The sequence below is a fragment of the Kitasatospora sp. NPDC057940 genome (assembly GCF_042887425.1).
In the GTDB taxonomy this organism is placed as follows: domain Bacteria; phylum Actinomycetota; class Actinomycetes; order Streptomycetales; family Streptomycetaceae; genus Kitasatospora.
Map to the genome: position 1 here is coordinate 157,753 of NZ_JBHVPH010000009.1, position 14,694 is coordinate 172,446.

12 protein-coding genes are annotated in these 14,694 nt (G+C 72.5%); 7 read left to right on the plus strand and 5 right to left on the minus strand.

Annotated features, from left to right (window positions below):
• Nucleotides 1-2 precede the first annotated feature (2 nt).
• The 3 genes from ACFVTF_RS17175 to ACFVTF_RS17185 all read right to left on the minus strand — a co-directional run bounded on the left by ACFVTF_RS17175 (nucleotide 3) and on the right by ACFVTF_RS17185 (nucleotide 4,238).
• Nucleotides 3-2,111 (minus strand): glycosyltransferase family 2 protein, encoded by a 2,109-nt coding sequence (locus ACFVTF_RS17175; protein WP_387814287.1) that lies wholly within the window; start codon nucleotides 2,109-2,111, stop codon nucleotides 3-5.
• 623 nt (nucleotides 2,112-2,734) lie between these two features.
• Nucleotides 2,735-3,472: a 3-oxoacid CoA-transferase subunit B gene (locus ACFVTF_RS17180; protein ID WP_387814289.1), complete on the minus strand. Its 738-nt coding sequence runs from the start codon at nucleotides 3,470-3,472 to the stop codon at nucleotides 2,735-2,737.
• A 4-nt stretch (nucleotides 3,473-3,476) separates the two neighbouring features.
• Entirely contained in the window at nucleotides 3,477-4,238 is a 762-nt protein-coding gene (locus ACFVTF_RS17185; protein ID WP_387814291.1) for a CoA transferase subunit A, read from the minus strand.
• Between the two features lie 357 nt (nucleotides 4,239-4,595).
• On the opposite strand from ACFVTF_RS17185, the gene ACFVTF_RS17190 reads away from it, so the two are divergent.
• The 6 genes from ACFVTF_RS17190 to ACFVTF_RS17215 all read left to right on the plus strand — a co-directional run bounded on the left by ACFVTF_RS17190 (nucleotide 4,596) and on the right by ACFVTF_RS17215 (nucleotide 10,659).
• Nucleotides 4,596-5,870, plus strand: coding sequence for a substrate-binding domain-containing protein (locus ACFVTF_RS17190; RefSeq protein ID WP_387814293.1), 1,275 nt, complete (start codon nucleotides 4,596-4,598; stop codon nucleotides 5,868-5,870).
• 17 nt (nucleotides 5,871-5,887) lie between these two features.
• Nucleotides 5,888-6,688 carry an ABC transporter ATP-binding protein gene (locus tag ACFVTF_RS17195; RefSeq protein WP_387814295.1) on the plus strand — a complete coding sequence of 267 codons (801 nt, stop codon included), beginning with the start codon at nucleotides 5,888-5,890 and terminating at the stop codon, nucleotides 6,686-6,688.
• Between the two features lie 59 nt (nucleotides 6,689-6,747).
• On the plus strand, nucleotides 6,748-7,554 hold the full coding sequence (locus ACFVTF_RS17200) for an ABC transporter ATP-binding protein (protein ID WP_387814297.1): 807 nt from the start codon (nucleotides 6,748-6,750) through the stop codon (nucleotides 7,552-7,554).
• Nucleotides 7,554-8,420: a branched-chain amino acid ABC transporter permease gene (locus ACFVTF_RS17205; protein WP_387814299.1), complete on the plus strand. Its 867-nt coding sequence runs from the start codon at nucleotides 7,554-7,556 to the stop codon at nucleotides 8,418-8,420. Before ACFVTF_RS17200 ends, ACFVTF_RS17205 begins: the two co-directional genes overlap by 1 nt.
• 251 nt (nucleotides 8,421-8,671) lie before the next feature.
• Nucleotides 8,672-9,757 (plus strand): branched-chain amino acid ABC transporter permease, encoded by a 1,086-nt coding sequence (locus ACFVTF_RS17210; RefSeq protein WP_387814301.1) that lies wholly within the window; start codon nucleotides 8,672-8,674, stop codon nucleotides 9,755-9,757.
• Nucleotides 9,754-10,659: an alpha/beta hydrolase gene (locus ACFVTF_RS17215; RefSeq protein ID WP_387814303.1), complete on the plus strand. Its 906-nt coding sequence runs from the start codon at nucleotides 9,754-9,756 to the stop codon at nucleotides 10,657-10,659. The genes ACFVTF_RS17210 and ACFVTF_RS17215 overlap by 4 nt, the downstream gene beginning before the upstream one ends.
• An 89-nt stretch (nucleotides 10,660-10,748) precedes the next feature.
• On the opposite strand, the gene ACFVTF_RS17220 is transcribed toward ACFVTF_RS17215, so the two are convergent.
• Complete coding sequence (locus tag ACFVTF_RS17220) at nucleotides 10,749-12,029, minus strand: hypothetical protein (protein WP_371518799.1); 1,281 nt, start codon at nucleotides 12,027-12,029, stop codon at nucleotides 10,749-10,751.
• Between the two features lie 387 nt (nucleotides 12,030-12,416).
• Nucleotides 12,417-13,004 carry a VTT domain-containing protein gene (locus ACFVTF_RS17225; protein WP_350882667.1) on the minus strand — a complete coding sequence of 196 codons (588 nt, stop codon included), beginning with the start codon at nucleotides 13,002-13,004 and terminating at the stop codon, nucleotides 12,417-12,419.
• 589 nt (nucleotides 13,005-13,593) lie between these two features.
• Between ACFVTF_RS17225 and ACFVTF_RS17230 the strand changes: the two genes are divergently transcribed.
• Nucleotides 13,594-14,685 (plus strand): LLM class flavin-dependent oxidoreductase, encoded by a 1,092-nt coding sequence (locus ACFVTF_RS17230; protein WP_371518801.1) that lies wholly within the window; start codon nucleotides 13,594-13,596, stop codon nucleotides 14,683-14,685.
• The last annotated feature ends 9 nt before the right edge of the window (nucleotides 14,686-14,694 follow it).

The window sequence follows — 14,694 nt, forward strand, 5'->3', positions numbered from 1 at the left end:
CTTCAGCGGGTGGTGGTGCGCTCCGCCCGGTCGGGCACTGCGGGGGCGCCCGGCGGCGCGTCCTGGGAGACCGGCGCGGCCGGTGCGGCCGCGCCGCGCCGGGGGTCGCGGGCGTGCCGGGGGCGGCGCTTCTCCAGGACGACCCTCGGGGTCGCCGCCGGACCGCCGGTGACGGTGAGCGTGGCCGTGGGCCGGGCGCGTCGGCGGCGGACGGCGTCGCCGGCCAGCACCAGGATCGGCAGCACGGTCAGGGCCAGGGCGATCCAGGCCCAGGTGCGCATCGCGACGTGGTCGTAGCCGGTGAAGAAGGAAGCCGCTATCGCGCCGCCGAACACCAGCGTCCAGAACAGGTGGAAGCGGAAGGTGCTCACCCGGTCCGCGCTGGCCGAGCGGCCCTTCGGCGTCACCACGAAGCGGTTGCGCCGCCGCAGCAGCGCCTGCACCAGCGAGGCCGCGTAGACCGGGCCGCACAGCGCGGACATCAGCATGCCCGCGACCCCGGAGGAGCCGGCCGGCTCGTGCGGGCTGACGTTGTGCTTGCGGTTCCAGGTGTAGAGCAGCAGTTGGAGCGCGGCGGCGTCGCTGTACAGCATCATCCAGATCTCAGAGGACACGTGGACCCCCGAGGCGCCGAACACCAGGTAGAGCACGCTGGACAGACCGCCGAGCAACCAGGTGAGCGCCGCCATCGGGTAGAAGCCCACCATCAGCGAGTAGTTGAGCAGCCGCCCGGGCGACAGCCGCCAGAGCACCCGCCAGTACTGGGTGAGCAGGGTCTCGTAGGTGCCGCGGCTCCAGCGCAGCTGCTGGGAGAAGAAGTCGGTCCAGGAGGACGGGCCCTCGCCGACCGCGAGCACGTCCGGGGTGTACACGGACTTCCAGCGTTCACCGGTCTCGGCGTTCCGGCTCCGGTGGAACTCCAGGCCGGTCGCCATATCCTCCGTGATGGAGTCGTACAACCCGCCGATCGACTGGAGCGCACGGATTCTGACGGCGTTGTTGGTGCCGACGAACATGGGCGCGCCGTAACGGTTTCCGGCGCGCTGGATGAGTGCGTGGAAGAGGTACTGCTGGCTCTCGGAGAATTTGGTGACGGCCGATCCCGAGCTGCGGTAGTTCCCGTACACCTGGGGCCCGACCACGAATGCCACGTCGGGGTCCCGGAAGTAGCCGAGCATCCGCTCGCAGAAGTCCGGCAGCGGGACGTGGTCGGTGTCCACCGAGACCCAGAAGTCGTAGTCGTCGCCGTGCGCCTGCAACCAGGCGTTGTAGTTGCCGTGCTTGGTGCCGGTGCGGAACCTGCCCTTGGGCTGGTTCCAGTACGGGCGGCCGAAGCGGCTGAAGTGGCGGACGCCCAGCTCGGTGCAGAGCGCCCGCATCGCAGGATCGTTTCCCTCGTCCAACAGCCAGACGTCGTACGGGCCGTCGTGCCGGACGGCGCGCGCCGCGACCAGCGTGGCCCGCACCATCTCCGCCGGCTCCTTGCCCGGCACGCAGGCGGTGACGAACGCGACCCGGGTGCCGGACTCCGGCGTCACCGGTATCGGATCGCGGGCGACCAGCGTGGCGTGGGTGTTGGACACGACGTTGACCAGCCGGAACACCTCGACCACGGCGATGATCCCGATCATCACCTTGTCGCCCAGCAGCACCAGGGTGTGCGTCTCGCCGGGGCGCTCCGGCCAGTGCTCCGGCAGCAGCAGCCACACCAGCAGCACCACCTCCACCAGTGGGGCCGCCACCATCAGCAGGGCGGCGCGGATCCGGTGCGGCTCGCGGCGCAGCAGGCTGCGGTACTGGACGCGGTAGGGGGCGCTGGGGGCGGGTGCGGCCTCCTGCGTGGCCTGGTGCACGGCCTCTTGTGCGGCCTGGTGTGCGTGCCGCGGTGCCGGTGGGGCTCCGTGGTGGGCGGGCTCGGGCCGGTAGACGCCGCCGCCGAGGTCGTCCTCCTCGTCCGGGTCGTGCGCCGGGCCGGCCAGCCGGCTGAAGTGACCGTAGTCGTACGGGGCTTCGGGTACCGGAACGGCGGCCAGGTCGTCGTCGAGCCGCCGCCCGGCGCCTCGCCCGCGGGCCGTCCCGGCATCCTTCTGCCGCGCGAACGGCATGGTCATCGTCTGCTCCCCCTGGCCGGGGCCCGGCCGTGGCGGCGGGCCCGTTGGTGCGTGTTCGGACCGGGGGTATGCGATCCGCCGTCCCGTTGCGCGCCTGGCCGGCCGCGTTCGGCGGGGCTGGTCCGCTCCCCCCGGAGCCTTGCTTCGCCTTGCCTCTTGCCTCGAAAGCCGTCCCCGTGAAACACCGCCCGGTGGACCGCCGTTGTTTCCAAGCGGTTTTCGGGCCGTCATTCGCGTCGTTCGCCTGCTTGCGCCGGTGGGCGTTTGCGAGCGGAATTCATTGCGCGCCTGCGGGGACTTCGAATGCGGATCCCGGTGCGCTCCCGGCTTCCCCTCCGGACACGCGGGACCCACGGCGCCCCCAACTCTCCCGGAGGGCAACCGTGATCGCAACCTGTCCGGGAAATGATCACCGCGCAAGCATGAAGATCCTGCGGTTCCCGGCCAATCCGCACTGCAGTGGTGCTAATGCAGCGAATTCGGCGGGCGGGGCGGCGGTGGCGGCGCCGCGGAGGCAAAGCGAACGGCCGGACCTCCCCGACGGGAGGCCCGGCCGCTGCTGCGGGGCGGGGCCGGTGCGCCCGGTCCGGCTGGTGCTGGCCGGTCCGGTCGGCCCGGTCGGATCAGAGCGGTGGAAGGAGGGCGGTGCCCGTCGCGGCCTGGACGTCCGCGAACTCCGTGCCCGGAGCCGTCTCCACGACCCGCAGCCCGTCCGGCGTCACGTCGATCACGGCCAGATCGGTCACGATCCGGTTGACAACTCCGCGGCCGGTTGCGGGAAGTGAGAGCTCGTCGACGATCTTCGGGGAGCCGTCCCGGGCGGTGTGCTCCATGACCACGATCAGCCGGCGGGCCCCGTGCACGAGGTCCATCGCGCCGCCCATGCCCTTGACCATCTTGCCGGGGATCATCCAGTTGGCGAGGTCGCCGGCCGCCGAGACCTGCATGGCGCCGAGCACCGAGACGTCGATCCGGCCGGCCCGGATCATGCCGAAGGAGAAGGCCGAGTCGAAGTACGAGGCGCCGGGGGCGACCGTCACCGTCTCCTTCCCGGCGTTGATCAGATCGGCGTGCTCCGTGCCCTCGACCGGGTACGGGCCCACGCCCAGGATGCCGTTCTCCGAGTGCAGCACCACCTCGACGCCCGGCGGGAGGTGACTGGGGATCAGGGTGGGCAGGCCGATGCCCAGGTTCACGTACTGGCCGTCGCGCAGTTCGCGGGCGGCCCGGGCGGCCAGGGCGTTGCGCGGGTCGAGGCCGGTCTGCGGGTGGTGGACGGCCTGCGGGTGGCGGACGGGCTGCGGTCGGTGGGCGCTCTGCGAGGTGGGTGCGGGGGGCGGGGTGCTGGTCGGGGTGGACATCGGCTCAGGCCTCCTGGAGTGCGGGGCGGACGGTCCGGCGCTCGATGCGGCGGTCCGCGGGATCGGCGGCCACCACCCGGTCCACGTACACGCCGGGCAGGTGCACGGCGTCCGGGGCGAGCTCGCCGGCCTCGACGATCCGGTCCGCCTCGACCAGGGTGATCCGGCCCGCCGTCGCGCAGAGCGGGTTGAAGTTGCGGGCGGCGGCGTGGAACACGCAGTTCCCGTGCCGGTCCGCCACCTCGGCCCGGACCAGCGCGAAGTCCGCCGTGATGGCTTCCTCCAGCAGGTACCGGCGGCCGCCGAACTCCCGGACCTCCTTGGCCGGTGAGGCCAGCGCCACCGAGCCGTCCGCCGCGTAGCGCCAGGGCAGCCCGCCCTCCTCGACCTGGGTGCCGACCCCGGCCGGGGTGTAGAACGCGGGGACGCCGGCGCCGCCGGCCCGCAGCCGCTCGGCCAGCGTGCCCTGCGGGGTGAGCTCCACTTCCAGCTCGCCGGAGAGGTACTGCCGGGCGAACTCCTTGTTCTCGCCGACGTACGAGGACGTCATCCGGGCGATCCGGCCCGCCCGCAGCAGCAGACCGAGCCCCCAGTCGTCCACCCCGCAGTTGTTCGAGACCACCTGGAGGCCGGTGGCGCCGGTGTCCGCCAGGGCGCCGATCAGGATGCTCGGGATGCCGCAGAGGCCGAAGCCGCCGACGGCCAGCACCGCGCCGTCGGGGATGTCCCCGACCGCGTCGGCGGGGGAGTCCAGGACCTTGTCCAAGGGATCACCTCGTGAGGAGTGGGATGCGGAAGAGGGCCCACCCGGGCCGGGCCCGGGGGAGGGCCAGGTGGGAGGGCCCGGTGGGAAGACCCGGCGGCCGCCGCCGGACGGCTGCCGAACCCCTCCACCGTCACCGGACGCGGGCCGCCGCAGCCATGGCGGCTCCCGCCATGGGCGGGTACGAGTCCGTGTCGGCCGGCCACACCCGGACGTCCGGGGAGCGGCACCGCCCGGGCGGTATGTCGGCCGGAGCCACATCAGGGTGGGCCGATGCGTCGCCCGGGCACATGTCGCCAGTCCCACCGCACACCTACGGTTCCGGCATCCACCCCGCCGCACCCTCAGGAGTCGGTCACCATGCGCAGCTCGACAGCCCCCACTCGGCCCGCCTCCGGCGCCCGCCCGGGCGAGACCCTGACCGGCGGCCCGGCCCGGAAGCTCGCCGCCGTCGCGGCGTGCGTCCTGCTCGCCGCGGGCTGCGCCAAGGCCGGCACCGCCGGGACGGCCTCGGCGGGCGGCGGTGGTGCGAAGAGCCCGATCAAGGTCGGCCTGGTGTACTCCAAGACCGGACCGCTGGCCGCCTACGGCAAGCAGTACCTGGAGGGCTTCAAGGCGGGGCTGAGCTACGCGACCAAGGGCACCGGCGCGGTCGACGGACACAAGGTCGAGTTCGAGGAGCAGGACGACGCGGGCGACCCGGCCAAGGCGGTGTCCGCGGCCAAGGACCTGATCGGCAAGGGCTACAAGGTCCTGGCCGGCTCCACGGCCTCGGGCGTCGCCCTCCAGGTCGGCCCGATCGCCGCCCAGAACAAGGTGCTCTTCATCAGCGGCCCGGCCGCCGCCGACAAGGTCACCGGCTTGAACAAGTACACCTTCCGTTCCGGCCGCCAGTCCTTCCAGGACATCCGCACCGCGGCCTCGTTCATCGGTGACGCCAAGGGCAAGAAGGTCACCGTGCTCGCTCAGGACAACGCCTTCGGGCAGGCCAACGTGGCTGCCGTCAAGGCCGTGCTCGGCGCCCAGGGTGCGACGGTCGACCAGGTGCTCGCCCCGCCGAGCGCCACCGACCTCACCCCGTTCGCCACCCAGGCCAAGACCGCCAAGCCCGACCTGCTGTTCGTCGCCTGGGCCGGCGACAGCTCCTCGGCCCTGTGGACGGCGCTCAACCAGCAGGACGTGTTCGCCGACACCAAGGTCGTCACCGGCCTGGACCTGGCGGCCTCCTACCCGCTGTTCGGCCCGGCGGCCGAGAAGATCTCCTTCCTGAACCACTACTTCGGCGGCGCCGCCGGCACCCCGGTGGAGAAGGCCATGGACGAGGCCGTCACCGCCGTCGGCGGGAAGACCGACATCTTCACGCCCGACGGCTTCACCGCCGCCCAGATGATCGTGCACGCAGTCGAGGCCAACCACGGCTCCGCCGACGACACGTCGGCCCTGGTCAAGGCGCTGGAGGGCTGGAGCTTCGACGGGGTGAAGGGGCGTACCACGGTGCGCGCCGAGGACCACGCCCTCCTCCAGCCGATGTTCCAGGCCCGGCTGACCGGCACCGGGGCCGCCGCCAAGCCCTCGGTGGAGAAGGCCCTGACCGCGGACGAGGTGGCGCCCCCGGTCACCCCGATGGCGGGCTGATCCCGATGCCCGCTCCCATGGCCCCCACTCCTTCCCCGGCCGGTTCCCCGGCCTCGGCCACGGTCTCGCCCGCCGCGGTGCTGCGGCTGGACGGACTCGGTTGGTCCGTCCGCGGGGTGCCGATCGTCGAGGACGTCTCCTTCTCGGTCGGCGAAGGCGAGTTCATCGCCTTCATCGGCCCCAACGGCGCCGGCAAGACCTCCCTCTTCAACCTGATCTCCGGCATCTATCCGGCGACCCACGGCAGCCTCCACCTCGACGGCGTGGACGTCACCGCCGAGGCCGTGCACACCCGGGCGCGCCGCGGCCTCGGCCGCACCTTCCAGACCTCCTCCCTGTGGCCGGGGATGACGGTCGCCGACCACGTCCGACTGGCCGCCCAGGCGGCGGCCGGACCGCGCGCCTCGTACCGGCTCTGGCGCCGTGCCGTCCGGTACCAGGAGCAGCTGGCCGAGACCCTCCACCGCACCGAACTCACCCACCGTGCGGACACCTTGGCGGGCGCGCTCTCGCACGGCGAGAAGCGCAAACTGGAACTGGCCGTCCTCCTCGTCTCCGATCCGCGGCTGATCCTGCTGGACGAGCCGATGGCCGGGGTCAGCGCCGAGGAGGTACCGGCCCTCACCGAGCTGATCCGGTCCGTGCACCGCGACCTGGGCCGGACCGTCCTGATGGTCGAGCACCACATGGACGTCCTGCTCGGGCTGGCCGACCGCCTCGCGGTGATGCACCACGGCACGCTGCTCGCGCTGGACACCCCCGAGGCCGTGATGGCCGACCCGACCGTGCAACAGGCCTACCTGGGTGAGGCGCTGTGACCTCCTCTCCGTTCTCTTCGCCCGTTTCCACCTCCATCTCTGCCGTTGCCTCTGCGGCCGTGCCTACGCCTCCTGCCGCCCCTCTCCTCTCCGTTCGCGATCTGCGGGTGGTCATCGGCGGGCTGCACATCCTGCACGGCGTCGACCTCGACGTGGCCCCCGCAGGGGTCACCGCGCTCCTCGGCCGCAACGGTGCCGGTAAGACCACCACCGTCAAGGCCGTGATGGGCCTGGTGCCGCGTACCGGAAGCATCCGCTTCTCCGGTGCCGAACTCGCCTCCCTCCCCACACACCTGGTGGTCCGTCATGGCATCGGCTACGCCCCCGAGGACCGGGGGATCTTCGCCGGGCTGACGGTCGCCGAGAACCTCCGCCTCGCCGAGCGCGCCGTCCGGGGCGTGGGCGAGGCGGACGAGCCGAACTATCCGCTCGTCCACGAGCTCTTCCCCGAACTCAAGCAGCGGGCCGGCCAGTTGGCCGGGACGCTCTCCGGCGGCCAGCAGCAGATGGTGGCGATAGGCCGGACGCTGCTCAACCGCAACCGGTTGATCATCGCCGACGAGCCCACCAAGGGCCTGGCTCCGAAGATCGTCGCTGAGGTGGCCGAGGTGCTGGCGCGAGCGGCCGAGGCCGTGCCCGTTCTCCTGGTCGAGCAGAACCTCGCCCTCGTCCGACGGCTGGCCGGCACCTGCGCCGTCCTGGCCGACGGCCGTACCGCCCACCGGGGCGACACCGCCGAGCTGTTGGCCGACGAGGAGGCCGCCCGCCGCCTGCTCGGCGTCGGCTCCCGTCACCCGCTCGCCGGCGGGCCCCGGCCCGCCGCTTCTCCGGCCACCCCTGTCGTCACCGCGGAGGTGAAGCCCTGATGGACACCGTCGTCCTCCTCTCCTGTACCGGACTCGGTCTTGGTGCGCTGTACTTCCTGGTCGCCTCCGGCCTGTCGTTGATCTTCGGTCTGATGGACGTGCTCAACTTCGCGCACGGCGCCCTGCTCTCCATCGGCGCCTATGCCACCTGGTGGGCAGGCACCGAGGCCGGCCTCTCCTTCTGGCTCGCGGTGCCGTTCGGCACCCTGGTCGGAACGACCGCCGCCGTCCTGTTGGAGCTCTTCCTGATCCGCCCGCTCTACAGCCGGCCGCGCGATCAGATCCTCGCCACCGTCGGGGTCGGGCTCGCCGTGCCCGCCCTCCTGATGGGGATCTGGGGCGCGGACGCCCGCCCCTTCCCCCAGCCGGCCGTGCTCTCCGGCACCTGGCACGTGCTCGGTGCGACCGTCCCGGTCAACCGCTTCGTGCTCGTGGCCGCGGCCGCGCTGCTGCTGCTCGCTCTTCGGTTGTTCCTAGCCCGTACCCGCTACGGGCTGATCGTCCGGGCCGGCGTCGAGGACCGGGCGATGGTCATGGCGCTCGGTATCGACGTCCGGAAGGCGTTCACCCTCGTCTTCGCCATCGGCGGGGCGGCCGCCGCGCTCGGCGGGGCCCTCGGTGGCCTCTACTTCGGTTCGGTCAATCCCGGCCAGGGGACCGGGCTGCTCATCTTCGCCTTCGTCGTCGTGGTGATGGGCGGCATGGGCTCCGTCACCGGGGCCGCCGTCGCCTCCGTGGGCGTTGGTCTCGTCCAGCAGTTCGCCAACTACTACACCGGCGCCGGGCTCGGCGACCTCTCGGTCGTCGTCCTGCTCGCCGTGCTGCTTCTCGTCCGACCCCGTGGACTCACCGGGAGGCTCGCGTGAGCGCCGAAACTCCGATCACGAGCACCGGTGGCCCCGCGGCCGACCGCAGCGCCGCCGCCATGGCAGGGGGGACTGACACCAGCCCTGCCATGACCGCCATGTTGGCAGAGGGGACTGACACCAGCTCCGCCAACACCGTCACTGTGGCAAGGGGGACTGACACCAGCCTTGCCGGGACCCATTGTGAACACACGACCGACCTCGGCGCCATCCCTCGAACAGGTGATTCAGTCACTAATCGCTGGACATTGATGCACAGAGCGCTACGCTGGTGGCCGATCGCCCTGCTGATCACGCTCCTTGTCGCCCCATATAGTGCGCTTCCCGTCCCGGGACTGCTCGACGGCCCGCTCGGCAGCCCCGGCAGCCTGCAACTGCTCGCCCTGTGCCTGCTCTACGGGGCCCTCGCCTCCGGTTACGACCTCCTGCTCGGCCGCACCGGACTGCTCTCCTTCGGCCACGCCCTCTACTTCGCGACCGGCCTCTATGCCACCGACCTCGGCATGCTGGAACTGCGACTGCCGTTCGCCGCCGCGGCGGTCTTCGGCGTCGCCTGCACCGTCGCGCTGGCCCTGCTGCTCGGCTCGGTCAGCCTCCGCGTCACCGGCATCGGCTTCTCCATGGTCACCCTCGCCTTCGCCCAGGCCGGCTCGATCCTCGTCCAGCGCAACCCCGGTGGCGTGACCGGCGGTGAGGAGGGCCGCTCCGCCCCGGCCGACCTGCTGCCCTCCGGCCTGCTCGGAATCGAGAACACCGCCAACCTCTACTGGATCGCCGTCGGCTACCTGGTGCTGACGGTCGCCGTGGTCCACTGGGCCGTCAACTCGCCGACCGGCCGGGTCTGGGAGGGGATCAAGGAGAACGAGCGCCGGGTGGAGGTGCTCGGACTGCGGCCCTACGGCTACAAGTTGGTCGCCTTCGTCCTCGCCGGCGGACTCGCCGGGCTGGGCGGGGTGGTCTACCTGCTGCTGACCGGCGGCGCCACCCCGCAGGCCGCCGGCTCCGACGCCACGCTCGCCCTGCTGGTGATGGTGGTGCTCGGCGGCTCGGGGACTCGCTGGGGTCCACTGCTCGGCGGTGTCCTCTACACCTGGGCCAGCCACCGGCTCGGCGACCTCGCCAACTCGACGACGATCGCGGACCTGCCCGCGGTCCTGCGGGTGCCGCTCTCCCAACCCCTGTTCCTGCTGGGCACCCTGTTCGTCGCGGTGGTCTACCTGCTGCCCGGTGGCCTGGCTAGACTGCCTGCCCGCATCCGCGCCGCCCGATCCGCCCGTGCGGTCCGCACTCCGGCCGCCGCCCGGACCGCCCGTCCCACCGGAGGTACCCCCGCGTGAGCCAGTCGCCCCTGAAGCCTGAGGAGTTGACCGTCGCCGTGCCCGAAGGGGAACTGGCGGTCCTGCGCTGGCCCGCCGCCGAGCCGGGCGCCCCGACGGTCGTGGCGGTGCACGGCATCACCGCCAACGGCCTCGCCTGGTACGAGGTCGCCCGCCAACTCGCCGGGCGGGTCACCCTGCTCGCGCCCGACCTGCGGGGGCGCGGCGGGAGCCGCGCGGTCGCCGGGCCGTACGGGCTGGCCCGGCACGCCGACGACGTGGCCGCGCTGATCACGGCCCTCGGCACGGGCCCGACCACCGTGGTCGGCCACTCGATGGGCGCCTGGGTCACCGCCCTGGCCGCCGTCCGGCACCCGGAACTCGTCCGCCGGGTGCTGCTGGTGGACGGCGCGCTGAGCTTCCCGCTGCCGGAGGGCATCAGTGAAGAGGACGCGCTGGCCGCGGTGCTCGGCCCCGCGCTGGCCCGGCTGTCGATGACCTTCCCGGACCGGGACGCCTACCGGGAGTTCTGGCAGCGGCACCCGGCCTTCGGGACGGCCTGGTCGGCGGAGATCGACGCCTACACCCAGCGCGACCTGGTCGGCGTCGAGCCCGAACTGCGCTCCTCCTGCGTGCTGGAGGCCGTACAGGCCGACGGTGCCCAGGTCCTGCTGGACCAGGACGCGGCCACCGCCGTGCACCGGCTGCCCTGTCCGGCCGAACTGCTCTGGGCCGAGCGCGGCCTGCTCGACGAGCCCCAGGGCCTCTACGACCACCAGCGGATCGGACTGGCCGGGCTGGACCAGGAGCGGGTGCCGGCCTCGCTGGTGCCGGACACCAACCACTACTCGATCCTCTGGGGAGAGTCGGGGGCCGAGCGCATCGTCCGCGGCCTGCTCGCGGACGTCACCGCCGCGGGGTAGCGGGCCCGGCCCCGACGACGGCGGCCGGCGGGGTCCGTCCACCCCGCCGGCCGCGCCCGTCTCGTTCTGCCCTGCTCGGTCCGTCCGTCTCAGCCCGCGGCGCCGAGGAAGGTCTCCCAACCGCCGCTCGGCGCCTGGCCGACGTTGAGCGTGCGCAGCTTGCGCAGGGTGGACTGGTCCTGCACCTCCAGCCACTCGACCAGCTGCCTGAAGGAGACCAGCCGGACGTCCGGCTTGCCCGCGATGGTCTTGAGGGTCTCCTCGACGGCGTCCATGTAGATGCCGCCGTTCCACTGCTCGAAGTGGTTGCCGATGAAGAACGGCGCACGGTTGCTGTTGTAGGCGCGGTCGAAGCCGGCCAGGTAGGAGTCCTTGGCCTGGGTGCGCCAGTCGTTGTACTTGGACGGGTCGCCCTTGGTGCTGCCCGCGGACTGGTTGGCCAGGATGTTGTAGTCCATCGACAGCACCTGGAAGGTGTGCCCGGGGAACGGGATGGACTGCAGCGGGAAGTCCCAGACCTTGCCGTCCTGCACCTTCTGCGGCCATATTTGCAGGCCGCCGGAGGAGCTGGCGTCGTACTTCCAGCCCAGCTTCGCGACCGTCGGCAGGAGCGCCTTCTGGCCCTCCAGGCAGGGAGTGCGGCCGCCGATGAGCTCCTTCTTGTAGTCGAAGGGCAGCGGGTCGACGTCGGTGAAGCCCGTGTTGGTCCGCCACTGGGTCACGAAGCCGATCGCCTGGTCGATCTCGCTCTGCCAGTCCTCCGGGGTCCACATGTTGACCCCGTTCTTGTCCGGGCGGCTGGAGCAGAAGTGCCCGTTGAAGTGGGTGCCGATCTCGTGCCCGGCCAGCCACGCCTGGCTGACGAGCTTGAGCGTGCTCTTGACCGCGCCGTCCGACAGGTACGGGATGTCGGAGGCACCGACCGAGTGCTTCGGCGGGTGGTACAGGTCGGCCTTGCCCTTGGGCAGGGCGTAGATCCCGGAGAGGAAGAAGGTCATCGTGGCCTTGTACTGCTCCGCCAGCTTGAGGAAGCGGGGGAACTGGCCGTCGTCGGTGCCACCCGCGCCGTCCCAGGAGAACACCACGAACTGCGGCGGCCGCTCGCCGGGCTTGAGCTTCTCGGGCTTCGGCTGGTTCGGCTGCGGGCCGGTGTCGGCGTTGGAGCCGTCGCCGATCGGAGTGCCCTTGGGCACCCCCGTCGTGGTCGGGTCGGTCGTGCCCGCCGGGGTGGTGCCCGGGCTGCCGCCGGTCGTGGGGGAGGAGGAGTTCTGGCTCGAACCGGATCCGCTGCTGGAACAGGCTGCGACCGCGCCGAGGGCCGCGGTCGCAGCGGTCGCACTGAGCACCGTCCTGCGCGAGATGCTGGTCATGGTCTCCCCTGGGTGCCGATGCCGGTGGTGAGGGCGGCCCGGGGCCGCACCGGTCAAATCGGGCAATTGATGAATTTTCCGCCGTTAGCATGCCATGTGGCCACAGTGGCCACCAAGGCCGTCGACCCTCTACGAGAGTCAACACGTCAGCAGGACCGGGCTGGGCTGCAAGGATTCGTCGTCTGTTGCCGTCCTGTGACGCTTCGCTCCTCGCGCCGCCAGGGGAGTACGGTACCGCCGGTCCGGTGGGGCGGGTCAGAGTTCGTCAGCGCTCGGTACGACTCGTCGCCCGTCCGGGCAGAGCTCGCCGATGGCGAGGGTGCGGCGGGGTGCGGCGAGGGGTGGCCGGGTGCCCCGGGGTCGGGAGCGCTGGCCGAGGCGCAGCGGTCAGAGCGCGGCGAGCCGCCGGTTGCGGCGCACTATTCGCGCGATCGCGGTGCTGACGATGGTGGCGGCGGTGCAGGACACCGCGAGGCTCAGCCAGGCGGTGTCGAACCAGTGGCTGTTCAGCCAGCCCAGCGTCACGATGTAGGCGGCCCAGACCAGCGCCGCCAGCGCCGACCAGTGCAGGAATCGGTGCGGGTGGGCGGGGGAGTGGCCGATGGCCACGTCCAGGACGGTCCGCCCGGCCGGGACGAACCGGGCGACCACCACCATGGCCGCGGCTGCCCCGTGGGGGCGTTCGACCAGGGCCTGTTGGACCCTGGTCACGCTGGCCGCCAGTTCCGGGCGCTGGGCGAGCCGGCGCTGGAGCAGCGGGGCGCCGCGCCGGGCGAGGTGCAGGAGGAGGAGGTCGCCGAGGAACGAGGCCACTGCCACGCCCAGGCCGAGCAGCACCGGGGCGCCGTCGATCCGCGCCGTCTTGAGCACCGCCAGGATGACCAGTGTTCCGCTGGGGATGAAGGGGAGGAGGGCGTCTCCGAGCACGGCGAAGAGCGCCAGGGCGCAGATCCACGAGGATCCGATCGCCGCCACGAAGTTCAAGGCCTGTACTCCCTCCACGCCGCCCGGGGGAGCAGGTGGCTGCTGAGGGTCAACGCTAGCGCCTCGACTTTTCATGCCATGAAGCACCCCGGTATGCCATGGGTCACAGACCCCGGCCCCGACCTGCGCAAAGGCGCGAGCCCCCGGGGCGGGGTGCCGCTCCGGGGGCTCGCGGGGATCGATCGGCGCTGGTCCAGCCCGACGATCTTGCTGGCGGAACGCGGATCCTGTTGGGCGATCCGGTCCTGTCCGCCAGCCTGCCGGACGCCGACCGCCGGCCGCGAGCCCTCCGCCTGGCGACTTCCGGCGCTGGCGTGAAGTCGCCAGGCGTGTCCGCGCGCTGGCTCTCCGTCATCCGAACGGTCGGTGGGCGGCACCGTACCGGGCCGCGCCCGCCGGCGCCGAACGGGGCCGGAACGAGTCCGGAGCGAGTCCGGCGCGCAGGCCGGAACGTTCCGGGTGCGGGAACAGCCGGCCCGGCGCGGTGGTTGACCCCGGTCGGCAGCAGCGACCGCCGGGCCACCCGAGACCCGCGGTCGCCCACCAGGGCCGGCTCACGAAAGCCAGAAGGGCGGACGGCATGACCACCGAGGACCAGCAGGAGCACCCGACCGAACCGCGGACCGGCGCGGCGATCCGGGGCACCGCCCGCGGCACGGCGCCCGCCCCGCTCTCCATCCTCGACCTGGCGACCGTGGGCGTCGGCTACACGCCCGCCGAGGCCCTGGCCGCGACCACCGCGCTGGCCCGCAACGCCGAGCAGTGGGGCTACCACCGCTTCTGGGTGGCCGAGCACCACGGAATGCCGGGAGTGGCCAGCTCGACCCCGGCCGTCCTGCTCGCCCACCTCGGCGCCAACACCACGACCCTGCGACTGGGCTCGGGCGGTGTGATGCTCCCCAACCACGCCCCGCTGGCCATCGCCGAGCAGTTCGGCCTGCTGGAGGCCCTGCACCCGGGCCGGATCGACCTGGGCCTCGGCCGCGCCCCCGGCACCGACCCGGCCACCGCCCGGGCGCTGCGCCGCGGCCGCGCCGAGGGAGCCGACGACTTCCCGCAGCAGCTCGCCGAGCTGACCCACTTCCTCGACGGCGACTTCCCCTCCGGCCACCCCTACGCCCAGCTGACTGCCGTCCCCCAGGGCGACGGGCGCCCGCCGGTCTGGCTGCTCGGGTCCTCCGGCTTCAGCGCCCAGCTGGCCGGCCGCCTCGGCCTGCCGTTCGCCTTCGCCCACCACTTCAGCAGCGTCAACACCATCCCGGCGCTCGACCTCTACCGGGAGTCCTTCCGACCCTCCGCGGTGCTCGCCGAGCCCTACGCGCTGATCGGTGTGAGCGCGGTCGCCGCCGAGGACGAGGGCGTGGCCCGTCGCCTCGCCCGCTCCGCGGCCCTCGGCATGCTCCGGCTGCGGCGCGGCAACCCCGGCCCGATCCCCACCCCGGAGGAGGCCGAGGCCTACCCGTACAGCCCGGCCGAGGCGGAGTTCATCGACAGCTGGCTCGACAACGTGGTGCTCGGCGCCCCGGGCGAGGTCGCGGACGGGCTGGAGGCCCTGCGCAAGCGGACGGGCGTCGACGAGCTGATGGTCACCTCGCACATCCACGGCCACGAGGCCCGGCTCCGCTCCTACGGCTTGATCGCCGAGGCGTACGGCCTGACGGCGGAAGTCTGACGGCCGAGG